Source organism: Sulfitobacter sp. 1A12157 (assembly GCF_043557345.1).
Lineage (GTDB): Bacteria > Pseudomonadota > Alphaproteobacteria > Rhodobacterales > Rhodobacteraceae > Sulfitobacter.
In genome coordinates, this window is sequence record NZ_JBIFFV010000001.1 from 244,972 (window position 1) to 270,591 (window position 25,620).

The 25,620-nt window shown below is 61.7% G+C and carries 23 protein-coding genes; 11 read left to right on the forward strand and 12 right to left on the reverse strand.

What is annotated here, in order from left to right; genetic code table 11:
- Positions 1–61 precede the first annotated feature (61 nt).
- Positions 62–430, reverse strand: a complete 369-nt coding sequence (locus tag ACGYLC_RS01305; protein ID WP_394398005.1) for a hypothetical protein — start codon at positions 428–430, stop codon at positions 62–64.
- Here ACGYLC_RS01305 and ACGYLC_RS01310 point away from each other — a divergent pair.
- The 3 genes from ACGYLC_RS01310 to ACGYLC_RS01320 all read left to right on the forward strand — a co-directional run bounded on the left by ACGYLC_RS01310 (position 425) and on the right by ACGYLC_RS01320 (position 5,668).
- On the forward strand, positions 425–3,478 hold the full coding sequence (locus ACGYLC_RS01310; RefSeq protein ID WP_394421200.1) for a CHASE domain-containing protein: 3,054 nt from the start codon (positions 425–427) through the stop codon (positions 3,476–3,478). The two genes, ACGYLC_RS01305 and ACGYLC_RS01310, sit on opposite strands and share 6 nt — an antisense overlap.
- Positions 3,479–3,631: 153 nt before the next feature.
- Complete coding sequence (locus ACGYLC_RS01315; RefSeq protein ID WP_394421202.1) at positions 3,632–5,284, forward strand: ATP-binding protein; 1,653 nt, start codon at positions 3,632–3,634, stop codon at positions 5,282–5,284.
- 12 nt (positions 5,285–5,296) lie between these two features.
- Positions 5,297–5,668: a response regulator gene (locus ACGYLC_RS01320; RefSeq protein WP_067261066.1), complete on the forward strand. Its 372-nt coding sequence runs from the start codon at positions 5,297–5,299 to the stop codon at positions 5,666–5,668.
- A gap of 86 nt (positions 5,669–5,754) precedes the next feature.
- Here the strand turns inward: ACGYLC_RS01320 and ACGYLC_RS01325 are convergent, their stop codons facing one another.
- The 5 genes from ACGYLC_RS01325 to ACGYLC_RS01345 form a co-directional block, all read right to left on the reverse strand.
- Positions 5,755–6,114 (reverse strand): Hpt domain-containing protein, encoded by a 360-nt coding sequence (locus tag ACGYLC_RS01325; RefSeq protein ID WP_394421204.1) that lies wholly within the window; start codon positions 6,112–6,114, stop codon positions 5,755–5,757.
- Entirely contained in the window at positions 6,111–7,082 is a 972-nt protein-coding gene (locus ACGYLC_RS01330; RefSeq protein ID WP_394421205.1) for a PleD family two-component system response regulator, read from the reverse strand. The genes ACGYLC_RS01325 and ACGYLC_RS01330 overlap by 4 nt, the downstream gene beginning before the upstream one ends.
- 287 nt (positions 7,083–7,369) lie before the next feature.
- Complete coding sequence (locus ACGYLC_RS01335; protein ID WP_394421206.1) at positions 7,370–8,740, reverse strand: aspartate aminotransferase family protein; 1,371 nt, start codon at positions 8,738–8,740, stop codon at positions 7,370–7,372.
- A gap of 48 nt (positions 8,741–8,788) precedes the next feature.
- Positions 8,789–10,273: an NAD-dependent succinate-semialdehyde dehydrogenase gene (locus ACGYLC_RS01340; RefSeq protein ID WP_394421208.1), complete on the reverse strand. Its 1,485-nt coding sequence runs from the start codon at positions 10,271–10,273 to the stop codon at positions 8,789–8,791.
- Positions 10,274–10,401: 128 nt separating this feature from the next.
- Positions 10,402–10,893, reverse strand: coding sequence for an Lrp/AsnC family transcriptional regulator (locus ACGYLC_RS01345; RefSeq protein WP_067262584.1), 492 nt, complete (start codon positions 10,891–10,893; stop codon positions 10,402–10,404).
- Between the two features lie 19 nt (positions 10,894–10,912).
- Between ACGYLC_RS01345 and ACGYLC_RS01350 the strand changes: the two genes are divergently transcribed.
- The 8 genes from ACGYLC_RS01350 (at position 10,913) to doeB (ending at position 18,974) form a co-directional block, all read left to right on the forward strand.
- A complete protein-coding gene (locus tag ACGYLC_RS01350) occupies positions 10,913–12,340 on the forward strand; it encodes a PLP-dependent aminotransferase family protein (protein ID WP_394421211.1) in 1,428 nt (475 codons plus the stop codon).
- Between the two features lie 131 nt (positions 12,341–12,471).
- A complete protein-coding gene (gene dctP / locus ACGYLC_RS01355) occupies positions 12,472–13,482 on the forward strand; it encodes a TRAP transporter substrate-binding protein DctP (protein ID WP_394421213.1) in 1,011 nt (336 codons plus the stop codon).
- A 73-nt stretch (positions 13,483–13,555) separates the two neighbouring features.
- Positions 13,556–14,194: a TRAP transporter small permease gene (locus tag ACGYLC_RS01360; RefSeq protein ID WP_197470835.1), complete on the forward strand. Its 639-nt coding sequence runs from the start codon at positions 13,556–13,558 to the stop codon at positions 14,192–14,194.
- Positions 14,195–14,197: 3 nt separating this feature from the next.
- Entirely contained in the window at positions 14,198–15,484 is a 1,287-nt protein-coding gene (locus tag ACGYLC_RS01365; protein WP_394398027.1) for a TRAP transporter large permease, read from the forward strand.
- A gap of 12 nt (positions 15,485–15,496) precedes the next feature.
- Positions 15,497–15,937 carry a universal stress protein gene (locus ACGYLC_RS01370; RefSeq protein ID WP_067262549.1) on the forward strand — a complete coding sequence of 147 codons (441 nt, stop codon included), beginning with the start codon at positions 15,497–15,499 and terminating at the stop codon, positions 15,935–15,937.
- Between the two features lie 17 nt (positions 15,938–15,954).
- Positions 15,955–16,746, forward strand: a complete 792-nt coding sequence (locus ACGYLC_RS01375; protein WP_394421215.1) for an ectoine utilization protein EutA — start codon at positions 15,955–15,957, stop codon at positions 16,744–16,746.
- A 60-nt stretch (positions 16,747–16,806) separates the two neighbouring features.
- Positions 16,807–17,988 (forward strand): ectoine hydrolase DoeA, encoded by a 1,182-nt coding sequence (gene doeA / locus ACGYLC_RS01380; protein WP_394398033.1) that lies wholly within the window; start codon positions 16,807–16,809, stop codon positions 17,986–17,988.
- A complete protein-coding gene (gene doeB, locus ACGYLC_RS01385; protein ID WP_394421217.1) occupies positions 17,985–18,974 on the forward strand; it encodes a N(2)-acetyl-L-2,4-diaminobutanoate deacetylase DoeB in 990 nt (329 codons plus the stop codon). Before doeA ends, doeB begins: the two co-directional genes overlap by 4 nt.
- 16 nt (positions 18,975–18,990) lie before the next feature.
- Here doeB and ACGYLC_RS01390 read toward each other — a convergent pair whose 3' ends face one another.
- The 6 genes from ACGYLC_RS01390 to ACGYLC_RS01415 form a co-directional block, all read right to left on the reverse strand.
- Complete coding sequence (locus tag ACGYLC_RS01390) at positions 18,991–19,950, reverse strand: ABC transporter ATP-binding protein (protein ID WP_394398037.1); 960 nt, start codon at positions 19,948–19,950, stop codon at positions 18,991–18,993.
- Complete coding sequence (locus ACGYLC_RS01395) at positions 19,947–20,924, reverse strand: ABC transporter ATP-binding protein (protein WP_394421219.1); 978 nt, start codon at positions 20,922–20,924, stop codon at positions 19,947–19,949. Before ACGYLC_RS01395 ends, ACGYLC_RS01390 begins: the two co-directional genes overlap by 4 nt.
- A gap of 3 nt (positions 20,925–20,927) precedes the next feature.
- Positions 20,928–21,833 carry an ABC transporter permease subunit gene (locus ACGYLC_RS01400; protein ID WP_394421220.1) on the reverse strand — a complete coding sequence of 302 codons (906 nt, stop codon included), beginning with the start codon at positions 21,831–21,833 and terminating at the stop codon, positions 20,928–20,930.
- Positions 21,833–22,840 carry an ABC transporter permease subunit gene (locus ACGYLC_RS01405; RefSeq protein WP_394398042.1) on the reverse strand — a complete coding sequence of 336 codons (1,008 nt, stop codon included), beginning with the start codon at positions 22,838–22,840 and terminating at the stop codon, positions 21,833–21,835. The genes ACGYLC_RS01400 and ACGYLC_RS01405 overlap by 1 nt, the downstream gene beginning before the upstream one ends.
- On the reverse strand, positions 22,834–23,943 hold the full coding sequence (locus tag ACGYLC_RS01410) for a M24 family metallopeptidase (protein ID WP_394421222.1): 1,110 nt from the start codon (positions 23,941–23,943) through the stop codon (positions 22,834–22,836). The genes ACGYLC_RS01405 and ACGYLC_RS01410 overlap by 7 nt, the downstream gene beginning before the upstream one ends.
- Positions 23,944–24,021: 78 nt before the next feature.
- Entirely contained in the window at positions 24,022–25,614 is a 1,593-nt protein-coding gene (locus tag ACGYLC_RS01415) for an ABC transporter substrate-binding protein (RefSeq protein WP_394421224.1), read from the reverse strand.
- Between the last annotated feature and the right edge of the window lie 6 nt (positions 25,615–25,620).

Below are 25,620 nucleotides of genomic sequence, written 5' to 3' on the forward strand. Positions count from 1 at the left end.
TCTCTCCCGATAATCTGTCCCGCCTCCCCGGCCCGTCATTGGTAGAGCGCGCGGCGACGGGTCACAATCCCTGCCGTAAATCGCCCCCCGCTTCTACGGCTTTTGCCGCAAAGCCACATTCACCGCGCTTTGCATGTGCGGCGAATCCGTTTGTTGATTTTTTCGACCCATGAGTGAATATGGCCGGATTGGACATATTCCTCCCGCGATGCGCGACGTTCATTTCGGGGGAAAGACTTTGCCGCCAATTGGTGGCCAGAAACAAAGGCTTGAACTGGTGCGGCGACCCGAATTCATACTCTTTCTCGGATGTCTCGCCATCACCTTTGGGGTGTTCCTTTACGGCAATCGCAGCAATGATGCCGCCGCCGAACGGGCCTTTGACCGCATCGCCGAGGAAAGCCTGCAAAGCCTTGATGCGCGGATGCATACCTATCTGCAAAGCCTCAATGGCATCGCCGCCTTCATGAATGCCTCGGACGAGGTGACGGCAACTGACTTCGCGCATTACGTCGACACGCTTGAGATCGACAGCTTTCTGCCCGGCATCAACGGCATCGGCTTTGTCGCCCCCGTCGCCCGAGGCACCGAAGAGGCATTCATCGAAAAGGTCACCGCCCTCGGGATCAAGGATTTCCGCATCCACCCCGACACCGGCAATGCCGAGAAGATGGTGATCCAGTACATCTACCCCCAAGGCCCGAATGCCGAGGCTGTGGGCCTTGATATCAGCTTTAACGAAGACCGCCGCCGCGCCGCCCTGCGGGCCCGCGAAACGCGAGAGCCGAAGCTGACGCCGCGCATCCTGCTGGTGCAGGACAAGACGCGGCAGCCCGGTTTCCTGCTGCTGCGCCCGGTTTATGCCGCCGAGAACAGCCCGGCGCAGGAGACCGCCGGTTTCATCGGTTGGGTCTATGCGCCCTTTGTCGGGGCGAACCTGCTGTCGGGGCTGACTCCGGCTCAGGGAGAGTCCTATGACATCCAAGTCTACGATGGGCTGACCACGGCCCCCGAAAGCCGGATCTTCGACAGCACGCCCGAAGGCGTCGCCTCCGGCCACCACAGCATCACCCAGACCATCGAGCGCTTTGGCCGCCCTTGGACCGTTGTCCATATCAGCACCGCCAGCTTCGATCGCGCCACCCATAGCGCGGTGCCGGAAATCCTGCTGATCTCTGGCATCCTGCTGGCGATCCTGTTCTTCGTGGCCTTCCGCAGCCTGCGCCAGCGCAGCGCCGCGCTGAGCGAGCTTGCCGTGCTGCGCGAACGCCAGATCGACGCCCATGAAGAGGAAAACCGCGCCGTTATCGAGAATGCGGTCACGCCCATCTTCTTGCTCGACAGCGATGACCGGGTGCTCTTTGCCAACCAAGCGGCGTTGGTCTGCTTTGGCTATGGGCATGAGGCGCTCAAGGGGATGGAGTTCGGCGACCTCGTCACCGATCTGGTTGAGGATCACGACCACGAACAGGTCAACGCGGCGGGCAAGACCTGCTTTGGCCAAGACCTCAAGCTTGATCTGCAACGCAACAATTGGACCACCCACACGGGCGACCGGCGGGTGACCGCGATCGTGCGTGACCTGACCTCGGAACTGGCGGTGCAGGACGAGCTTGCGCGGAACAAGGCACTTTATGACCTCGCCCTCGAAGGCGCGCAGATTGGGGTTTTCGACATCGACCTGCGCACCGGCAAATCCGAGGTGTCCGACACATGGCGGCGCATTCTGGGGATGGCGGATTTCGAGCGGCTGCCCGACCCGCAGGGGGAATTCCTCAAACGCGTTCACCCCGATGACCTGCCCCTGCTGACCCAGACCGATCAGGCCTGTATCTCGGGGCAGCAACAACGTTCCGTCACCGAATACCGGCTGAAAATCGGCACCGGCGAATGGCGCTGGATGCGCTCGGACGCGGTGGTGACCGAACGCGACGAAAACGGCACCGCCCTGCGGATGGTCGGCACCCAGACCGATGTGACCGACATCGTCCACGCCCGCAACGCGCTTGAAACCAGCGAGCGGCGGTTTCGCCAAGTGCTGGCCGCGGCCCCGGTGGGCATGGCGATCTTGGGCGAAGGCGGCGTGTTCAACAGCGTCAACAGCGCGCTTTGCACCCTCTGCGGCTATAGCGAAGAAGAGCTTTTGTCGAACACCAAACTGGGCGATCTCATGCCCGAGGGCGATCTGAAAAAGCTCTACGGTGAGGTGCGCGGGCTGGTCGATTCCCGCAGTTCGCAGAACTATCAGGCCGAATACCGCATCACCCACAAGCTGGGCTATGAACGCTGGGGCCTGTTCAACGTCTCATGGACCTTTGACAAGAACACGCGCGGCTATGTCTTTATCGTGCAGATCAACGACATCACCGACCAAAAGAAGCTGGAGCAGATCAAGAGCGAATTCGTCTCGACCGTCAGCCATGAGCTGCGCACGCCGCTGACCTCGATCAAGGGCGCTTTGGGGCTGATCGACACTTCGGACGACAGCCGCTTCCTCCCCGCGCATATCCGCCTGATCGACATTGCGCGCAGCAATGCCGACCGGCTGTCGCATATCGTGAACGACATTCTCGACCTTGAAAAGATTTCATCCGGCGAGGTGCAGTTCGACTTCCACGATGTCGATCTGAACAAGGTGATCGCCGACTCGGTCAACGAAATGTCGCCCTTTGCGATCACCCATAACAACACCTTGGGCCTGCAACTGCCCGACAAGCCGCTGACGGTTCGGGTGGATGAAAGCCGCACCCGGCAGGTGCTGGCCAATCTGATCTCGAACGCCTGTAAATACTCCGATGCCGAGAGCGAGGTGCAAATCCGCGCCGAGCGGCTGGGGGACCGGGCCATCGTCTTTATCCAGAATACCGGCCCCGGCGTGCCGGAAAACTTCCGGCCGCGCATCTTTCAGGCTTTCTCGCAGGCCGACGGCTCTGACACCCGCGCCAAGGGCGGCACCGGGCTGGGGCTGAACATCACGCGGCAGATCATCAAGCGCCAAGGCGGCACCATCGGCTTCGAAAGCATCCCCAACGGCGTCACCGTCTTTTGGTTCACCTGCCCCATCGCCGAGGCGCAGACCGCGCAAACGCCCGCCAGCCCCGACGCGGAAGCAGAGGAGCGGGACACCAAGCTGCGCGTGCTGCATATCGAAGACGACATCGACTTTGCCGAGGTGATCCGCACCGGGTTGGACAGCGTGGCAGAGGTGACCAATGTCACCAACCTCGCCCAAGCCCGACAGTTGATCGGCCAAGACGAACTCGACGTCGTGATCCTTGATTGGTCCCTGCCCGACGGCGACGCACGCTCTTTGCTGGAAGACATCATTCGCCTGCATCCTGCTGCCAAGATCATCAGCCTTTCCGCGGACAACAACCGCGAACCCGACCCCCGCGTGGGGATCAACCTTGTCAAATCACGGAGCGGGATCAGCTCGGTGGTCAACTCAATCACAGGGACAACTGCGCGCGCTTCCTGACCGGCGCATCATAAACCGTGGCATTTTGGCGAAGTGACGCTAAAGTGCGACATGCCATATTATTGCCAATATGCTCTGGCATTTTGATTAAATTACAACGCACAAGTCATGCTATAGTTTGAAGCATGTCCGCTTCGGGGCGAGGAATTCCAAGTGTCGTCAAAGCCATTTACCAAGCGTACCGCCGCCACATTTCTTCTGGGCACTGCCATTTCCGGCAGCTGGTACACCGCAACATCCGCACTTTTCGCGGGCCAAATGGGGGAGGTTATCCCCGTCGTCGGTGCGATCATTCTGGCGGGGCTTACGCCCTTTGCCGCGACCGCATTGCAACCGAACTCACAGACTACTGCCGATAATTCAGATATCGAACAAAGGCTTAGAGTATTTGACAGCCATGCCATTGTGAACATCGTGGATACGGGCGGGATGCTGGAACAGGTCAACGACCGTTTCATCGAACTGACGGGCTACACCCGCGACCAATTGATCGGCCAGCCTGTGTCGATGCTTTACCAAGAAGAGTTTCGCGAACTCGCCGCAGAGATCCGGGCCGCCTTGATGGCAGGCAAGACGTGGCAGGGCGAAACCCCGCTGCGCTGCGCCGATGGCCGGGTGATCCAGACGCAGTGCACCGTGATGCCACTTTTCGACAGAAAGGGCGCTTGGACCGGGTCGATCTCGGCCCGTACCGATGTGACCCACGCCAAGGAACTTCTGGCCGAACGCGACACGGCGGAAACGCTCTATGAGTTGCGCGACGATATCTGGATCGTCGACGCCGAGACAGAGCGGTTCAGCTACATGAACCGCGTCGCGATGGGCCACACGGGTTGGAGCAAGGACAGCTATCGTAGCAAAACGCTCGAAACCCTGACCGAGGATAGCGACAACCCGGCCCTGATCGACGCCTGCCGCGCGCTGAAAAAGTCGGGCAAAGCAATGACGCAGTTCGACACGCAACTGTTCGGCAACCATTTCCAAGTTACGATCAAGCTGCTGCCCACCGGCGGCTCGGCGGGGCGGTTCTTGATCATGCTGCATGATATTTCGGATATCATCGACGAAGAGCGGATGAAGTCGGAGTTCATCTCGATGGTCAGTCACGAGCTACGCTCGCCTCTGACCTCGATCAAGGGCTCCATGGGGCTGCTCTTGTCGCGGGCGGCGGGCGAATTGCCCAGCAAGGCGCGTGCCTTGCTTGAGATTTCTCACCGCAACGCCGACCGGCTTGTGCTGATCATCAACGACATCCTCGATCTTGAAAAAATCTCGAACGGGCGGCTGGAATTCAATCTTGAGGAAGTGGACATCGCGGAACTCCTGCACGAGACCAGCGCCGCCAATGCCTCACTGGAACAGCGCCATGGCGTGCGCATTCAGGTCGAGGGGACGGAGGACTTGAACAAGGTCACCACGGATCCGAACCGGGTCATTCAGGTGCTGACGAACTTCCTGTCGAACGCCGCCAAATTCTCCAAACCCGGGGAGCGTGTGACCATTCGCGCCGAAGAGAATGACGACGAATTGCGCGTCTCCGTGGCGGACCGTGGCCCCGGCATTCCGGCTTCGGAGCAGCACAAGGTGTTCCAGCGGTTTGCCGATCTGTCCAATTCCGACAGGGCCGACAAAGGCGGCACCGGGCTGGGCCTTAGCGTTTGCAAAGCCATCGTCGAGAATCTCGGCGGCAAAATAGGTTTTGACAGCCGCGAGGGATTTGGTACGACATTTTACTTTACCCTGCCGAAGAAAAATTCTCAGGTAGCGGCAGAGGAACCGGCTGCGTTGCTGCGCGAAGCCTCCTAGAGAGAGTATGGAATGATCAAACTGCTGCACGTCGAGGATGACGCCGATATTCGTGAAATCGCGCTGATGGCGCTTGAGCTGAGCGGCGATTTCGACGTCGTCCAATGCGAGACCGGGGAAGCGGCGCTGAATCAAGTTCAGTCCTACACGCCCGACGTGATCCTGCTCGATATGATGATGCCCGGCATGACCGGTCGCCAGACGCTTGAGAAGATGCGCGAGATGGAAAGCCTGCGCGACGTGCCCGCGATCTTCATGACCGCCCGCGCCCAGCACAATGAGATCGAAGAGCTGCGCGATCTGGGGGCGGCTGACGTGATCAGCAAACCCTTCGATCCGATCTCGCTGGCGGATCAGGTCAAGGCGGCAATGCAGGCAGGCTGAGCCAACTTGCCTTTGGCCTGCCCTGCCGGTCGGGTTTGCGATAAATTGTCAGTAAGTTTTGGATCGACCCACCGGTCGCCGCGCCCTTAGGCGTGGGTGTCGATTTCCTGCCGGCAATGGGCGACGAACCCATCCAGTTCCGAGATGATCTCGATCGGGCAATCCGCGTGGTTGGCGCGCGGCCCGGCCAGATGTTCGACAATCTGTGTTTCGCATTTGCGCGCCAGACGGCCCAGCTCTTCAAAGCCGAGCGACCCGGCGCTGCCTGCGATCTGGTGCAAAATAGCCTGTGCGCTGGCCAGATTGCTTTTAATTTCGTCAACGGTGGTCCCGTCCCAGGCGGCCAACCCATGGGTTGCGATCAGCGTCTGACGCTCGTCCAGCATTTCGACAAAGCGCTGCCTGATGCGCTCTATGCCGGGAAGTTCCGCTAACATTTTAGTCATGCCTGTTGATCATTCTGCCAAAAGTCATTGAGTGATCTGGTATGCGCCTCACTGGCGGCTTCTGCACTCGCATGGGCCTGTGCCAGCGCATCCATGACGGAATTGCCGCTCTTCCAGATCAGCCGCACGGCCTCTCCCGCGCTGACACGCGGGTGAACACGCTCGCCATTATTGTCGAACAATTCGGTTTGAGACAACTCAAAGTTAACCGCATCCATCAAACCGCCCATATTCGGACGCCAGCCGCTCTCGGTGACACAAACGAAGGTGCCATTGCCCGCGTAGGACATCAGCACCTGATGATCGACGAGCGTGTCGGCCAAGATCTCGGCCACATCGGAGACAAGGCTATAGAACTCGAAAGAGGTCATCGTCGCGTGGAAAGCGTCGACCTCGCGGATGGTGAAGGCAAAGGCGGTGGAGCCGAAAAGCGCGCTGCGCGACAGTTGGGCGACGTAGTTCTCCATCGCGGTATAGTCGATCACATTGTCCACGTCATAGATCGGGACCGGCTCGAACAGCTCCATATGCGTCGCCTGATCGGCGATGGACTTGGCGGCGAAGATCTTTTTGGTCCGCTGCTGACGCTCTTTCACCATGCCTTCGACCAGCCCGATGCGGGCTTTGAGTTCGGCAATCTCGAAAGGCTTGGTCACATAGTCGGTTGCCCCGGCGGCAAAGGCCGCGTCGATATAGCGCTTGTCGGACATCGCGGTGAGCATCAGGATCGGCGTATCGGCATGGCGCGCCGAATTGCGGATGTGCTGCGCCAGTTCGATCCCATCCATGCCCGGCATCTGAATATCGAGCATGAAGCAATCGATCGGCCCAAGGTTGGGATCGCCCAACATGTCAACCGCATGCAGAGCCGATGGGGCGGTCGTCAGGTCATGCGCGCCGATGATCTCTACAAATTGCCCAAGCAATTCGAGGATAATCGGATCGTCATCCACCGCCAGAATTCTCATTACATCTCTCCACAGATCAAAATCTTTGGGCCCCAAATTGGACGGACCGCTGCTTTCTTCCAATTTCTCTGGGAACTGTGGCCTAATTTTGGCGAATTCTTAGTAAATAGGCGACAAACCGGGGCACTGTTTCCTTATCGGGGGGATTTAGCCCGACAAACGGCCCTCTTTACGGTTTCTTCATTCCTGATCGGTCAGAGTGCGACCTCTCGCGGGGTGTGATTCCCTCCAATGCAAACGGCCCGACGTTTCCGCCGGGCCGGTCCAGTGTCTCCTAGCTTTAAGCCTTAGCCCAAGGTCGCCTTGATCGCGTCGGCGGTGACCCCCACGACCTTATCCGCTTCCTCGCGGGTCAGGCAGAAGGGCGGCGCGAAACCGATGATGTCGCCTTGGGGCATGGCGCGGGCGATAACACCGGCCTTGACCATATCGCCGACGATGGTCGGCACCACCTTGCGTGCGGGATCGAAGGGCGTGCGGCCATCGCGATCTTCGACCAGTTCCACGGCGCAGAGCATCCCTTCGCCGCGGATGTCGCCCACCTTGGGGTGGTCGCCCAAGGCCTCCTTCATCTGCGCATTCAGATAGCCGCCCACGTCCGAGGCATTCTCGATCAGCTTCAGATCGTCGATTAGCTTGAGGTTCGCGATCCCCGCTGCCGCACCGATGGGGTGGGCCGAATAGGTCCAGCCGTGACCGATGGGGCCGTTCTCATCCGTGCCCTGCTCCAACACCTTCCACATTTTGTCGCCCACGATGGAGCCCGACAGCGGCGCATAGGCCGAGGTCAGCCCTTTGGCAATGGTGATCAGATCAGGCTTCATCCCGTAGTGGTCCGAGCCGAACATCGAGCCCAGACGGCCAAAGCCGGTGACGACCTCATCCGCGACCAGCAGGATGTCATGCTTGTTCAACACCTCTTGCACGGCGGCCCAATAGCCCTCGGGCGGCGGCACGATGCCCCCGGTGCCCAGAACCGGCTCCCCGATGAAGGCGGCGATGGTGTCGGCCCCTTCGCGTTCGATCAGCGCTTCCAACTCGCCCACCAGATGGGCGGTGAACTCCGCTTCGCTCATCTTGGCATCGGGGCGGCGGTAGTAATAGGGCGCGTCGGTGTGGACCACCTGCGCCAGCGGCAGGTCGAATTTCTTGTGGAACAGCTCCAACCCGGTGAGCGAGCCGGTGACGAGGCCCGAGCCGTGATAACCACGCCAACGCGAAATGATCTTCTTCTTCTCGGGGCGGCCAAGGATGTTGTTGTAATACCAGATCAGCTTGACGTTGGTCTCATTCGCGTCCGAGCCGCCGAGGCCGAAATAGACCTTGCTCATGCCTTCGGGCGCGCGGTCGAGGATCATCTTGGACAGGGTGATGCTCGCCTCGGTGCCATGGCCGACGTAGGAGTGATAATAGGCCAGTTCATGCGCCTGTTCGGCAATCGCCTCGGCAATCTCGGTGCGGCCATAGCCCACGTTCACACAGTAGAGGCCCGCGAAAGCGTCGAGCAATTCATTGCCGTCGCGGTCAGTGATATGGCTGCCCTTGGCGGTCTTGATCACACGGGTCGGGCTTTCGCCGCGCGCGTGCTGCGCCAGATGGGTGGAGGGGTGAAAAAAATTCTCACGGTCCCATTGTTCGAGCATATCGTTCTTCAGCATTGGTCTTTCCTTTCTTCCGACGCGCCTTTGCGCCGTATCTTTCAAATCTTAGGCCCAGTCACGGCAGACGTATTTGACTTCCGTAAAGGCTTCGAGCCCCAGCCGCGATCCCTCGCGTCCGATCCCCGATTGTTTCGTGCCGCCAAAGGGGATCGGCGCGCCGGTCACCTTGGTGCGGTTCACCGCTACCATGCCGAAACAGAGCGCCCGGCTGGCGCGGTAGATGCGGCGCGGGTCTTGGCTGTGGACATAGGCCACCAACCCATACTCCGTGTCATTGGCCCGCTGGATCGCCTCATCCTCGCTGTCGAAGGCCGCGATGGCGGCCACGGGGCCAAAGGTTTCCTCGCGCATGATCAGCGCATCCGCAGGCACATCCGCCAGCACCGTCGGTTCAAAGAACAACGGCCCTGCCGCGTGACGCTTGCCACCACAAAGCAGCCGCGCCCCACGGTCAAGCGCATCTTTGACGTGTTCTTCTTGTTTGGCCACGGCCTTTTCGTTCATCAACGGCCCGATGTCGGGATCATCCGCACCGATACCCACGGTCAGCGCCTGCGTTGCTGCGGTGAACCGCGCGCAGAAGGTGGCATAGCTGTCGCGGGCAATGAAAAAGCGGTTCGCGCCGAGGCAGTCCTGACCGGAGGTGGCGAACTTGGCCTTGATCGCCTCTTCGACGGCGCGGTCCATATCGGCATCGTCGAACATGATGAAGGGCGCATGGCCGCCCAGTTCGAGCACCAGACGTTTCACCGAATCCGATGCCTGACGGTAAAGCAGCTTGCCGATCTCGGTAGAGCCGGTGAAAGAGATGGCCCGCACCCGGGTGTCTTCCATCCACGGCTTCACAATCTCGGGCGCCTCCCCGGTGACGACGTTGAACACCCCCTTGGGCAGCCCCGCCTGTTCGCCCAATTCGGCCAGCGCCAGCGCCGAAAACGGCGTCTCTGCCGAAGGATGCGCCACCACGGTGCAGCCCGCCGCCAGCGCCGCCCCCGCCTTGCGGGTCAGCATGGCAGAGGGGAAGTTCCACGGCGTGATGAGCGCGGCCACGCCCACCGGCTCGCGCCAGATTTCCACCTCGGCGTCGGGCAGATGCGAGGTGACGCCCTCGATGTTGGGGCGGCGGGCCTCTTCGGAATAGAACTCGAAGAAGGAGGCGGCATAGTCGATCTCACCGCGCGACTCGGAGATGGGTTTGCCCTGTTCGGCGGTCATGATCCGCGCCAGATCTTCGCGGTTCTCCAGCATCAGGTCGCGCCAGCGGCGCAGGATCGCGCCACGCTCTTGCGGCAACAGGCCCGACCAATGGGGGAAGGCAGCATGTGCGGCATCCACCGCGCCGCGGCTGTCCTCGGCGCTAAGCTTGGCCACCGCACCGAGCACCGCGCCGCTGGCCGGGTCGGTCACGGTGAAATCATCGCTTCGCGCCCCCGCGACCCATGCGCCATCGACATAGGCAAAGTGGCGGGCCAGTGCGCCCCGCGACAGCGCGGGCAGACCATCGGCAGGGGTTGGGATCATCTTGGTCATCGGGCACCTCCTTGGGATGAATTGCCCGGAAGGTAAGACAGGATGCGGCGCGGGTTTGACTGAATATCAGCCAATCCGCAGGAGGTTTTGCGGCGCGGCCCCCGGCCCGCCGGAAAAACTACGGCGGCTTAGCTTTCGCCCTCGGGCAGCAGCAGCGACAGCGGCAGCGGTGCCGATTTGACCGATTTGGTGACGACATAGGTAAAGTAGCGGCTCAGCCCGGCCTGCTGGTCCAACAGCGCATCCATCAGACGTTGGTAGCTGTCGATGTCGCGGGTGACGACCTGTAGCAGATAGTCAAAGCCGCCGCCCAAGGCCCAGCACTGCACGATCTCATCATGCTGCGCGATCACGGCCTCGAAACGCTGAAACGCCTCGGCCCGGTGGTTGCCCAATTCGGCCTGCACAAAAACAGTGACATGCGGGGCGATGCGGCGCAGGGCGACATGGGCCTGATAGCCGGTGATAATGCCCGCAGCCTCCAGCCGCGACAGCCGTTCGCCGCAGGCGGTGGCGCTCAGGTTGACCTTGTCGGCAAGCGCGGATTTGGCGATGCGCCCCTCGCGAGAGAGGATCGACAGCACCGCGATATCGCGCTTATCGAGTTTGACAAAGCTCATATCCGCTTCATGCGAGCGCATGCCGGACTTGTCAATTGTCATGATTGTGGTGATCATCCAGATCATGACAAAATGGCGCCCAGACCCCGGATCCCTGACCCGTCCTGCCTATCGCTCACTCGTTCAGGCGATTGAAACGGCAATACAGAACGGCGTGCTCAAACCCGGAGACCGCCTGCCGACACAGCGCCAGATGGCCTTTGACCTGTCGCTCAGCGTGCAGACCGTCAGCCGCGCCTATGACAAGCTGGTCGAGGCGGGCAAGATCGTCGGAGAGGTCGGGCGCGGCACTTTCGTGCGCGCGGCGAGCGATGAGATCTCCATGCCCTTCGTCAGCCGCAAGGCCGCCGGGCGGTTGCTGGATATGTCGATCCTGAAACCAGTGCTGGATCACGCCCATGAAGAGGCGATGCAAAAGACGCTCCGCGCCATGGCCCGTTCCCTGCCCCGCGCGATGATGGGCGGGTTTCGCCAAGACCTCCGCGCCGGGGACAGCAGCAGCGCGGCGCGGCGCTGGCTCTCGCTCTGCGGGCTGGATCTGGAGGGGATGGCGGTGGTGCCCACCAACGGCAGCACCAGCGCGATGACCGTGGCGATGATGACGGCGGCGCAACCGGGCGATCTGATCGTCAGCGAAGACATCGGCCATCATACCCTGCGCCCCCTCGCCCGTTTTCTGGGCATCCGCCTGCAAGGGGTGACCGTCGACGCGGGCGGCATCTGCCCCGACGGGCTGGAGCGGATCTGCGCGAAAGAACCGGTGAAGGCTGTCTACCTGATCCCCAATGGGGCCAATCCGCTGGCCTTTACCATGACGGAAAGCCGCCGCGCCGCGGTGATCGAGGTGGCAAGACGCCATGACCTGCTGATCATCGAAAACCAATCATGGGGGCCGCTGCAAGACGCGCCGCCGCCGCCGATAGCGGCGATGGCCCCGGAACGGGTGCTCTATTTCACCAGCCTCACCAAATGTCTGCTGCCGGGGCTGCGGGTCGGCTATCTGGTGGTGCCGGATCACCTCTGCGCCTCGGCGGCCAACCGGCATATGGTGACCAGTTGGATGGCCACAAATATGATGACCGAGATCGCCGGGCGCTGGATCGAGGAAGGCACTGCCGAAACCCTGCTCAACCGTCAGCAATTGGCCCTGCGCGACCGCGCCGATTTCGCCGCCAATGTGTTTCGCGGCCTCGACATGCGGACCAGTTCGAACGGGCTGCACCTCTGGCTGCCCTGTCATGACATCTACGAAGAGGCCGACCTGGTCAAATCCATCCGCGAAAGCGGCGTCGCCGTGGCCAACGGGGCCAGTTTCGCCATCGGCCCGCCCGACCGCCACCCGGGGCTGCGGGTCTCAATCGGGGGGCAATCCTTTCCCGAATTCGCCCGTGGGATTCGCATGATCGATGCAAGATTACGCAACAGGGGTAGGGCGGAAGGACTGTGAGAGCGGCCCAAATTGTCATGGATCAATATTCACATTGACATGATTGGGATCGGTTTAAATGATCTAGCAGTCAGGACATTAGTTTCGCTGCGGCCTTTGTGCTGCGCGGGCAATAAATGAAAGGGAGACAGATGGCTAATTTCAAGACCGTTATCACCGGGGGTATCCTCGCAGCCGTGACAAGCGTCGCAGGCGCGGCCTCCGCCGACACATGGCGCTATGCATTCGAAGAGGCACTGGACGAGGTGCAGGGTAAATACGCTCAGAAATTCAAGGAAGAGGTCGAGGCGAACTCCGACCACGAAGTGCAGCTTTTCCCCTATGGCACCTTGGGTGAATCCGTCGACACGATGGAACAGGCGCAGGCCGGCATCCTGCAGTTCGTGGACCAGTCCCCCGGCTTCACCGGCGCGCTGATCCCCGAGGCGCAGGTCTTCTTCGTGCCCTACCTGCTGCCGCAGGACGACGAGCAACTGTTCGAATTCTTCCGCAGCTCCAAGGCCATCAACGAAATGTTCCCCGAGCTTTATGCAGAGCAGGGCTTGGAACTGCTCAAGATGTTCCCCGAGGGTGACGTTTGCATGACCACGCAAGAGCCGGTCAAAACGCCCGAAGACCTCAACGAGGTCAAGTTCCGCGTCATGACCAACCCGCTCTTGGTCGAAAGCTACAAAGCCTTCGGCGCGACCCCGACACCGCTGCCATGGGGCGAAGTCTATGGCGCGATGCAGACCGGCATCATCCAGGGCCAAGAGAACCCCGGCTTCTATCTGGAATCCACCAAGATGTATGAGGTGACCGAGGTCATCACCTGCATCGGCCACAACAACTTCACCACCGCTGTGATGGCCAACAAAGATTTCTATGACGGCCTGTCGGATGCGGACAAAGAGGTGGTTCAGAACGCCTCTGATGCGGCATTCGAATACATCCTCGAATACCAGTCCGGCCTGCAGGAAAAGTCGCTGGATAACATCGCCAAGGCGAAGCCCGACATGCAGATCAACATCCTGTCCGAAGAAGAGCGTCAGCCCTTCAAAGACAAGGCCGCTTCGGTCGAAGAAGCCTTCATCGAGATGACAGGCGACAGCGGCAAGAAAATCCTTGACCAATTCAAGGCAGACCTCGAAGCCGTCAAGTAAACGATTTTCTCACCCTCCGGCATCACCGGGGGGTGACCTTATTTTGACGCGATCCATTTGAACCATTCACGGGATGACGCCGGTGACGGAAGACAACCACAGTTCGCAACTGCAATCTCAGACAGATACCACCGGCACCGATGACGCCCCCGTGGGCACCTATAAATCCACCCTCCCCGGCCCTTTGGGCACGATCGACAACGCGATCAGCTGGCTTGAGTCCGTAATGCTCGCCGCTGGTGTCTTGTTGATGGCCGCCAATACGATTGCCAATGTGGTGGGCCGCTTCGTCTTCCAAAGCTCAATCTTTTTTTCCGAAGAGCTGAACAGCGTTCTGATCATTCTCATCACCTTTGCGGGCATCTCCTATGCCGCGCGGCATGGGCGGCACATCCGCATGTCGGCAATTTTCGACGCCCTGCCCCCGCGCCCGCGCAAAGTGCTGATGATCTTTATCGCCTTCGTCACCGCCGTCTTCATGTTCGGCCTTGCTTGGTACGCATTGCAATACATCATGACCCAAGCCGGGCGCGGCCGCCTGCTGCCCGCGCTGCAAGTGCCGGTGTGGTGGACGCTGGTCTGGGTGCCTTTCGGCTTTTTCATGACAGGGCTGCAATACCTGCTGACCGCGATCAAAAACATCATCGAACCAGATATTTACCTGTCGACCAGCGTTCTCGAAGGCTACGACGACAACGAGCGGGAGGTCTGAGCCATGGCCGTCACCATTTTCTCTGTCATGGTCGTTCTGCTGCTGCTCGGCTTTCCTATGATGATCCCGCTGATCGTGGGGGCTTTCGTCGGTTTCTATTCGCTCTTCGGCGGTTTCGGCCAGCTTGAGACGATGGTGCAGCAGATGATGGCGGGGGTCAGACCGGCCTCGCTGATTGCCGTACCGATGTTCATCTTTGCCGCCGACATCATGACACGGGGCCAGTCCGCCGGGCGGCTCATCGACATGGTGATGTCTTTCGTCGGCCACCTCAAGGGCGGCCTCGCCGTCTCTACCGCCGCCGCCTGCACGATGTTTGGCGCGGTCTCGGGCTCGACGCAGGCCACCGTGGTCGCCGTCGGCTCACCGCTGCGGCCTCGGATGCTCAAAGCGGGCTACAAGGACAGTTTCGTGCTGGCGCTGATCGTAAACTCCTCCGACATCGCCTTTCTGATCCCGCCCTCCATCGGGATGATCATCTACGGCGTCGTCTCCAACACGTCGATTGCCGAACTCTTCATCGCGGGCATCGGGCCGGGGCTGCTGATCCTCGCGCTCTTCTCGGTCTATTCCGTGATCTACGCCTACCGCCACAACGTCCCCACCGAGGAAAAAGCCACATGGGGCGAACGCGCCCGCGCGGTGCGTCAAGCGCTCTGGCCGCTGGGGTTCCCGGCGATCATCATCGGCGGCATCTACGGCGGTGTCTTCTCCCCGACCGAGGCGGCGGCGGCCTGCGTGCTCTATGCCATTTTCCTTGAGATGATCGTCTTTCGGGAAATCGACTTTGCCGGCATCTATGAGACCGCGAAATCGACCGGGTTGATCACCGCCGTGGTCTTCATCCTCGTCGCCGCGGGCGCGGCCTTTTCTTGGGTGATCTCCTTCGCGCAGATCCCGCAAGCGGTACTGACCGGCATCGGGATCGACAGCATGGGCCCGATTGGCGTGCTTTTCGTCATCTCCATCGCCTTCTTCATCGGCTGTATGTTCGTGGACCCGATCGTCGTGATCCTCGTCTTCGTGCCGATCTTTGCCCCGGTGGTGGACTCGGTCGGCCTTGACCCGGTGCTGGTCGGCACCGTCATCACGTTGCAAGTCGCCATCGGCTCGGCCACGCCGCCCTTCGGCTGTGACATCTTCACCGCCATCGCGGTCTTCAAACGGCCCTATATGGAGGTCATCCGCGGCACCCCGCCCTTCATCATCATGCTGCTGAGCGTCTCGGTTGCCCTGATCTTCTTCCCGCAGATCGCCCTGTTCCTGCGCGATCTGGCCTTTGCGAAATAAGAGGAGAGCGTCATGTTCACCCATATCCTCGCCCCCTATGATGGCTCGGTGAATGCCGACCGCGCGCTGATGAAGGCGGCAGAGATGGCCAAGCTGACCGGGGCAAAGGTGACGCTGCTGACGATCTACCGGCATCATTCGATGCTGGAGGCGTCGCTGTCGATGGTGCGGGTGAACGATCCGGGCAATATCGACGACGCCATGCAGGCCCATGCGACCGAGATCATCACCCATGGCAAGCAACTGATGAAAGACGCGGGCGTCGAGAATGTCCGCGCCTTCGTCCGCTCTGGCCGCCCCGCGCGGGCGGTGACGGAATTTGCCAAGAAACATGAGGTCGATCTGATCGTCATCGGCTCACGCGGCCTTGGGGCCACGGGTGACAGCTATCTCTTGGGATCGGTCTCTCACAAGGTTACGGGGCTCGCGAAATGCCCCGTGCTTGTCGTCTAGGTCAAAGGAATATTCAGGTGACACCCCCTGTGCAAAGCGAGACGCTTGATTGCCGTTTGCGTGAAGATGACCCCGTGCGACTGGGGGCGATGCTGCTGTCGACCGACATGACCTTTGAACGCGACGCCGCGCGGCTGATCGACCCGGCGCAGGCGGCGCTGCATGTGGCCCGGATCGCCTTTGAGAACCCCACCACACCCGACCGGCTGCGCGCCATGACCCCCGATATGGCGCGCACGGCGGCGCTTTTGGTGCCGGGCATCCAGCTCTCGGCCATCGCCTTTTGCTGCACCTCGGCCTCGGTCGCCATCGGCAACCCGGCAGTGCGCGAGGCGATTGGCGAGGGGCTGCCCGGCGTGCCCGTCATCACCCCCGCCTCTGCCGCCATCGCAGGCTTTGCCGCGCTCGGCGTGACACGGGTGGCGATGCTGACCCCCTATCTGCCGGAAACCGCCGCGCCGCTGGCCACCTATTTCAACGATCAGGGGCTAGAGGTCATGCGCAACGGGGCCTTCGCATTGGAAGACGACCGCGACATGGCGCGGATCGACGACGAGAGCATCATAAACGGCGCCGCTTCGCTGGATGGCGCGGAAGTAGAGGCATTTTTCCTCTCCTGCACCTCCCTGCGCGGCGTCGACGTGATCGACCGGATCGAAGCACGGCTGGGCAAGCCCGTCGTGACCTCAAACCAAGCGCTGTGCTGGGCGTTGCAACGGATGGGCGGGCTTTCGGGCCGCCCCGATGGCTATGGCCGTCTGTTCGACTGCGACATGCCAAGCGCCCATGCACAAGGCATCATTCCGTGATCCCGGCCCCTCTGGCCGGATCGCATTATTCGGATAACCAGACATGAAAGGGGCTGGCCTATGACCACGTATGAGGCGAATTTTACAAACAGCGAGTACCAGCGCCGGGTCGACCGAACGCGCAAGACCATGGCCGCGCGCAATCTCGATGCCATCGTCGTCAGCGATCCGTCGAACATGTCTTGGCTCTCGGGCTATGACGGTTGGTCGTTCTATGTTTACCAAGCGGTGATCCTGACCCATGAGGGCGAGCCGGTCTGGTGGGGCCGCGGCATGGACGCGCTCGGTGCCCGGCGGACGGTCTTCATGGAGGACGACTGCATTCGCGGCTATGACGATACCTACGTCCAGAACCCCGAAAAACACCCGATGGAAGACCTCTCGGCCCTCTTGAGCGAAATGGGGTTGGAGCAGGCGCGCATCGGCGTCGAGATGGACAACTACTATTACTCCGCCCGTGCCCATGACACGCTGAAAGCCAAGCTGCCCAAAGCTACCTTCATGGATGCCACGGCGCTGGTGAACTGGGAACGCGCGATCAAATCCGAGCGCGAGATCGAATATATGGAACGCGCCGCCCGCATCGTGGAGGAAATGCACGTCCGCATCCTCGAAGTCGCCGTGCCCGGCATGCGCAAGAACGATCTGGTGGCCGAGATCTATGCCACCGGCATTCGCGGCGCGCAGGGGTTCTGGGGCGACTACCCGGCCATCGTGCCCATGGCCCCCTCGGGCATGGACGCCACCGCCCCGCATCTCACGTGGGACGACCGGCCCATGCAGCCCAATGAGGCGACCTTCTTCGAGATCGCAGGCGCGCATCGGCGCTACCAATGCCCCCAGTCGCGCACGCTGTTCTTTGGCGATGTCCCGCAGAAATACCGCGACGCGGAAAGCGCCGTGCTGGATGCGATTGACGCAGGTCTCGAACAGGCCAAACCCGGCAACCGGGCCGAGGATATCGCCAACGCCTTTAACGCCACGCTGAACAAGGCGGGATTCGAGAAGGACAGCCGCTGCGGCTATGCCATCGGCATCAGCTACCCGCCGGACTGGGGCGAGCGCACCATCTCTTTCCGCCGTGGCGACAAGACGATCCTAGAGCCCGGCATGACCTTCCATTTCATGCCCGCCCTTTGGCTCGACGACGGCGGGCTTGAGATCACCGAGCCGATCCGCATCACCGAAACCGGCCATGAATGTTTCTGCACCACACCGCGAAAGTTGTTTGTTTCCGCATGACCAGCAATCCCATCACCCCGACCATCCCGCTCGACCAACCCGGCGCGCATCACGGATTCCTGCGCCTGCCCTACAGCCGCGACGACAGCGCTTGGGGGTCGGTGATGATCCCCATCACCGTGATCAATGGCGGCCACGGCCCGACCGCTCTGCTCACAGGCGGCAACCACGGCGATGAATACGAAGGCCCGATTGCCCTACAGGAACTGGCCGCCACGCTGGATCCGGCTGAGGTCACGGGCCGCGTCATCCTCCTGCCGATGATGAACCAACCTGCCTTCACCGCCGGACGCCGCTGTTCGCCCATCGACGGCGGCAACATGAACCGCTGTTTCCCGGGCCGCCCCGACGGCACGGTGACCCAAAAGATCGCACATTACATCGCCAGTGAACTGGTGCCGCTGGCTGACCTGGTGCTCGATTACCATTCCGGCGGGCGCACGCTGGATTTCCTGCCCTTCGCAGCGGCGCATATCCTGCCCGACAAGAAACAGGAGGCCGCCTGTATGGCCGCGATGGCGGCGTTCAACGCGCCCTACTCCATGAAAATGCTAGAGATCGACAACCGCGGCATGTTCGACACCGAGGTCGAGGAGCAGGGAAAGGTCTTTGTCACCACCGAACTGGGCGGGGCGGGGACATCGACCGCCAAAAGCGTCGCCGTGGCCCGCAAGGGTGCGCGCAACCTGCTGATCCATGCGGGCATTCTGCAAGGGGAGCCGGAAGTGGCCGAGAGCGTGATGCTCGACATGCCCGACGGGCGCTGCTTCACCTTTAGCGAGACCAACGCCCTGCTAGAGCCTCTGGTCGATCTGGGGGATGCAGTGACCGAAGGCCAGCCGATTGCCCGGCTCTGGCCCAGCGACCGCAGCGGTCAGCCAGCGGTCCTCGCCCATGCGCAGCTCAGCGGTATTCTGACCGCCCGGCATGTGCCGGGGCTGGTCAAAATGGGCGATTGCATCGGCGTGGTGGCGCAGGTGGTCTGAACCACCCGCGCCCGCCTCATTCGTCGACGGGGAAGTAGCAGGCCGCCGGATGCGGTGCGCCCTCCAAGGGGGGGCGCTCCTTGCGGCAGACGTCTTGCACCTTCCAGCAACGCGGCGCGAAGGGGCAGCCCTCGGGGATCGCCAGCGGGGAGGGCAATTCGCCCTGCAGCTTGATCCGCTCCTTGCCGCCTTCGGGGTCGGCGCGGGGCGTGGCCGACAGAAGGGCCGCCGTATAGGGATGGCGCGGGTTGTCGAAGACCTCGTCCTTCGGCCCCTTTTCCACCGCGCGGCCGAGGTACATGACGATGACGTCATCGGCCACGTGTCGCACGACGGACAGGTCATGGCTGATGAAGAGATAGGCCAGATCCATCTTCTCCTGCAGGTCGACCAGCAGGTTCAGGATGGCCGACTGGATCGACAGATCCAAGGCCGAGACCGGCTCGTCCAGCACCAGCACCTTGGGGTCGAGCATCAGCGCGCGGGCCACCGCGATCCGCTGGCGCTGACCGCCCGAGAACATATGTGGGTAGCGGTCGTAATGCTCGGGCCGCAGACCGACGAGGCGCAGCATCTCGCGCGCCTTTTCTTCGCGCTGCTTCTTGGACATGTCCTTGCGGTTAATGACCAAGGGTTCCTGCAGGATCGTGCCGATCTGCTGGCGCGGGTTCAGCGAGCCGTAGGGGTCTTGGAACACGATCTGCACATGCTGGCGCAGGTCGGCCCAGTCCTCTGGCCGAACCGCTTTGCCATCGAGCGTGAGCGCGCCTGCGGTCGGCTCCTCGATCATCGTGACCATGCGCGCCAGTGTGGACTTGCCGCAGCCGCTCTCGCCCACCACCGCAAGCGTCTTGCCGGGGTGCAGTTCGAAATCGAGGCCGGCCACGGCTTTCAGCGTCTGGGTCTTGCGCAGGAAGCCGCCACCAACCTGATAGTGACGCTGCAGCGCGTCGGCGGTCATTACGGGGGCAGTCATGACGCGACCCTTTCATCGGTGTTGAGCGGATAGAAGCAACGGGCCTTGCCCAGATCCTCGCCCAAGGGCGGCGGGTTCTCGGCGCGGCATTTGTCGTTGGCGAACTTGCAGCGCGGCGAGAACAGGCAGCCCGCTGGCCGGTCGAACTGGCCCGGCACCACGCCGGGGATCGTCGGCAGGCGTTTCTCGGTGGCACGCTCGGGCAGCGCGTCCAGCAGCGCCGCCGTATAGGGGTGATGCGGTTCGCGGAACAGCGGCAGCACCTGCTGCTCTTCGATCTTCTGGCCTGCATATTGCACGCTCACGCGCTCGGCGGTTTCGGCCACCACGCCCATGTCATGGGTGATCAGCACCAGCCCCATGCCGGTCTCGTCGCGCAGCGTGGTCAGCAGGTCGAGGATCTGCGCCTGAATGGTCACGTCGAGCGCCGTCGTCGGCTCGTCCGCGATCAGCAGCTTCGGTTTGCAGGCAATCGCCATGGCGATCATCACGCGCTGGTTCATCCCGCCCGACATCTGGTGCGGGAAGACCGAGAGCCGCTTTTCCGGGTCCGGGATGCCGACCTGCTCAAACAGCTCGATGGCCCGCTTGTGCCGCTCGGCCCGGTTTAGGCCCAGATGCACGCGGAGCGATTCCTTGATCTGCCAGCCCACCGGGAAACAGGGGTTGAGCGAGGACATCGGCTCTTGAAAGATCATCGCCAGATCGTTGCCAACAATCTTGCGCCGGGCGCGTTTGTCCATGGTCAGCAGGTCGTGGCCATCAAAGGTCAGTTCATCGGCGGTCACGGTGGCGGTCCAGGGCAGAAGCCCCATCAGCGCCAGCATCGAGACAGATTTGCCCGAGCCACTTTCGCCGACGATGGCGAGAATCTCACCGGTGTCGACATCCTGATCGACGCTGTCCACGGCGCGGAACTTGCCCGACGCGGTGGCGAAATCGACCGAGAGGTTGCGGATACGCAATAGAGACATCAATCAGCTCCGCTTCAGTTTCGGGTCGAGGGCGTCGCGCAGACCGTCGCCCATGAGGTTGATCGCGAGCACGGTGACGAGGATCGCAAGACCCGGGAAGGTCACGACCCACCATGCGCGCAGGATGAACTCGCGCGCCTCGGCCAGCATGGTGCCCCATTCGGGGGTCGGCGGCTGTGCGCCCATGCCCAGAAAGCCCAAGGCGGCGGCGTCGAGGATCGCGGTGGAGAAGGACAGCGCGGCCTGCACGATGATCGGCGCAAGGCAGTTCGGCAGCACGGTCACCACCATCAGCCGCAGCGTGCTGGCGCCAACGACGCGGGCCGAGGTCACATAGTCCTTCTGCCGCTCGGAGATCACGCTTGCGCGGGTCAGGCGGACGTAATGCGGCTGCAGCACGATGGCGATGGCGATCATCGCATTGGTGAGGCTCGGCCCGAGGATCGCCACCAGCACCAGCGCCAGCAAGAGCGACGGGAAAGCGAGGATGATGTCCATGATCCGCATGATGATCGTGTCGACCCACTTGGGCGCGAAGCCGGAGATGAGGCCGATGATGATCCCGCCCGAGGCGGCAATGGTCACCACCACGATGCCCACGAAGAAGGAATAGCGCGCGCCGACGATCAGCCGCGACAGCATGTCCCGGCCCAGAGGATCGGTGCCCAGCACGTGTTTCCACGTCCCCCCCTCTTGCCACGCGGGCGGTTGCAGGATGGCCGAGCGGAACTGCTCGGTCGCGTCATGCGGGGCGATCCATGGGCCGAAGAGCGCCAGCACGGCGAAGATGGCAAAGATCCACAGGCCGATCACGGCCCCGCGGTTTTCTCGGAAATAGAACCAGAATTCGCGCAAGCGGCCGGGGCGGTCGTGCACCATTTCGGCTTCGGCAGAGAGTGCGTCGTCCATTAGCGTTTCCTGATCTTGGGGTTGATGATGCCGTAAAGCATGTCGACGGTGAGGTTCACGACCATGACCATGACGGCGATGAGCAGAAGGCCACCCTGCACCACCGGGTAGTCGCGGCGGAAGATGCTGTCGACCATCCACTTGCCGATGCCCGGCCAGCTAAAGATCGTCTCGGTCAGGATGGCGCCCGCCAGCAGTGTGCCGACCGACAGGCCGATCACGGTGATGACGGGGATAAGCGCGTTGCGCAGGGCGTGGATGCCGTTGATCCGGCCCGTCGACATGCCCTTGGCGCGGGCGGTACGGATGTAATCCTCGCCCAGGACTTCGAGCATGGCCGACCGGGTTTGCCGCGCGATCACCGCCAGCGGGATCGTCCCCAGCACGATGGTCGGCAGCAGCAGGTGCCGCAGCGCCGAGAGGAAGGCCCCGTCCTGCCCCGAGACGATGCTGTCGATCAGCATGAAGCCAGTGGCGTTGGGGAAATAGTAAAGAAGGTCGATCCGGCCCGAAACCGGGGTCCAGCCCAAGTTGCCGGAAAAGACGATGATCAGAAGCAAGGCCCACCAGAAGATCGGCATCGAATAGCCCACCAGCGCGGTGGACATCAGCGCCCGGTCAAAGAACTTGCCCCGGTTCACCGCAGCGATCACGCCTGCGGGCAGGCCCAAGGCCACGGCGAAGATCATCGCACAGAGCGACAGCTCCAGCGTCGCGGGGAAGAGCGAGAAGAACTCATCCCACACAGGGCGTTTGGTCACGAAGGACGTGCCCAAATCCCCCTGAATCACGCCGGTGAAGTAATCCCAAAACTGCACATAGATCGGCCGGTCAAAGCCGAACTGCTGTTGCAGTTCGAGATAGCGTTCTTGGGAAATGCCGCGCTCACCGGCCATGACGACAATTGGGTCGCCGGGCAGCAAACGGATAAAGGCAAATGATATCAGCGTGACGCCGATAAAGGTGGGGAGGAAGGTCGCAAGGCGCGACAAGACATATTTCAGCACGGGAGCACCATCAGTTCCTTCGGAAAGTTGGTCAGGGATTTGTAGCCATCTTCGGTGATCAGCACGTCATCTTCGATGCGTACGCCAAAGTTGCCGATCTCATAGAGGCCGGGTTCGTTGGTGTACACCGTTCCGGCGGGTAAAGTCATGTGGTTGCCGCGCATAATATAGGGCGCTTCATGCACATCGCGGCCAAGGCCGTGGCCAGTCTTGGTGCGGATGCGATCGGCAAAAGGAGAGGCTTCGAGCACGCCCGTTACCACGTCGTCGATCTCATGCGCGGTGACGCCTGCACGGGTCGCCTCCAGCCCGGCAAGGTTGGCGCGCAGCACGGTGTCATAGACCGCGCGCCCCTCGTCGCTGACATGGCCGAGGAAAACGGTGCGGGTGATGTCGGCGGCAAAGCCGTCCTTGCGCGCGCCGAAGTCGATCAGCAGCGCATCGCCCGCTTTGACGTGGTAATCCTCACGCGCCTTGGCATGGGGGCGGGCCGAGCCGTCACCGGCGGCGACGATGGGAGCGAATGACAGATCATCGGCCCCTTCAGCGAAGACCATCTGCACAAGCTTCTGTTCGATCTCTTTCTCGGTCTGGCCGAGCTTGACGGAGTCCAGCGTGGCGCGCAGGGCGCGTTCGGAAATGTCGATGGCCTTTTGCAGCGCCGCGACCTCGGCCTCGGTCTTGATCATGCGGGGGGCGGAGATTTCGCGCTCGGCGTCGATGATCCGCAGGTCGGGCTGCGCTTTCTTCAGCGCGTGATGCACGAAGACGCGCATCACTTGGCCTTCGACGGCGAGCGAGGTGATGTTCAAATGTTGCATCAGCGCGGCAAAGGCATCGTCATAGCCCGTCTGGTCGCGCCAATCGAAAACGGCCCCGTCGAAACCGATCAGTTCCCAACTGCCCAACTCAAGGTTCGGCACCAAGGCGGCGGCGGGGCCGCGGGCGGGGATCACCAGAACGAAGGGGCGTTCGTGGCTCATGAAGGCATGGTCGACGGCGCGGGTGAAATTCGGGCCGGGCACCAGCGCCACGGCATCGACCGATAGGTCGGCGGCGATATCGGCATAGGCCGACAGGCGATCATTCAACGAAGGAGACATGGGCTGGCTTTCGGGCTGGCGAGGTTAATAAAATGGGGACGGCACATGATGCCGCCCCCTTTGGTCAAAGCGGCAGGGTTACTGCTTCAGGCCAACTTGGTTGAAGATGTGGCCACCCAGCGGGTGCACGACATAGTTTTCAACTTCGGGGCGCATGGTCATGTAGACGACCGAATGCGCGATGGTGGCCCAAGGCGCTTGATCCTTGAAGATTTCCTGCGCTTCTTCGTAAAGCGGCGCGCGCTCTTCTTGGGTCGGCAGAACCTTGGCTTTCTGGATCAGCGCGTCGAATTCCTCGTTGCACCACTGGGCGCGGTTGGATTTCTCGACACCGTCACAGCCCAGCAGAACCGCGAGGAAGTTGTCTGGGTCGCCGTTGTCGCCGGTCCAACCCAGCAGCACCGCGCCGTCACGGTCCTTGGACTTGGAACGCTCAAGGTACTCACCCCATTCGTAGGAGACGATTTCGACATCGACACCAACCTTGGAGAAGTCCTCTTGCATCAGCTCTGCCATACGGCGGGCGTTGGGGTTGTAGGGACGCTGCACCGGCATCGCCCAGATCTTCATCGACAGATCGCTGACGCCTTCTTCCTCGAGCATCGCCTTGGCGGCCTCGGGGTCATAGTTGTCGTCTTCGATGGCGTCGTTGTAGGACCACATGGTCGGCGGCAGCGGGTTCTTGGCGATTTCGCCGGAGCCTTGGAACACCACGTCGATGATCGCCTGTTTGTCGATCGCCATGTTCAGGGCCTTGCGGACCTTGGCATTGTCGAAGGGCGCGACCTGCGTGTTATAGGCCAGATAGCCCACGTTCAGACCTTCCTGCTCCATCACGACGATGTCTTCGGCGTCTTTCATCGCCTGAACATCGGCCGGGTTCGGATATGCCATGACGTGGCACTCACCCGCCTGCACCTTCTGGTAGCGCACGGAGGCGTCGGGCGTGATCGCGAAGATCAGGCTTTCGACCTTGGCCGCATCGCCCCAGTAGTCATCGTTGCGCAGATAACGGATGACCGCGTCTTTCTGGTAGGCTTGGAACTTGAACGGGCCGGTGCCGATGGGCGCTTGGTTCACCATTTCAGGCGTGCCCGCTTCCATCATCGCGTCGGCATATTCCTTGGACACGATCGAAGCAAAGTCCATCGCCATATTCGCGATGAAGGGCGCTTCGGGACGGGTCAGGTTGAAGGCCACGGTGTAGTCGTCGACCTTCTCGATGCTTTCGATCAGATCGGGCATCGACATGCCGCCGTAGTATTCCCATGTGCCGCCCGAGACGGTGTGATAGGGGTTCTCTTCGTTGCCCTGACGGTCAAAGCTGAAGATCACGTCGTCGGCGTTGAAATCGCGTGTCGGCGTGAACTGGTCGTTGGCGTGAAATTTCACGCCTTTGCGCAGCTTGAAGGTCACGGTCATGCCGTCTTCGCTGACTTCCCAGCTTTCGGCCAGCGCGGGCACGACTTCGGTCGTGCCGACTTTGAACTCGGCCAGACGGTTGTAGATCGGGTGGCTGGAGGCGTCGAATGTGGTGCCGGCTGTGTACAGCGCGGGGTCAAAACCCTCGGGCGAGCCTTCGGAGCAATAGACCAGCGATTGGGCCGATACCGCCGAGGCCCCAAGGGCCGCCAGCATGGCACCGGTGGCCAATTTCGTTGTAAAAGACATAATATT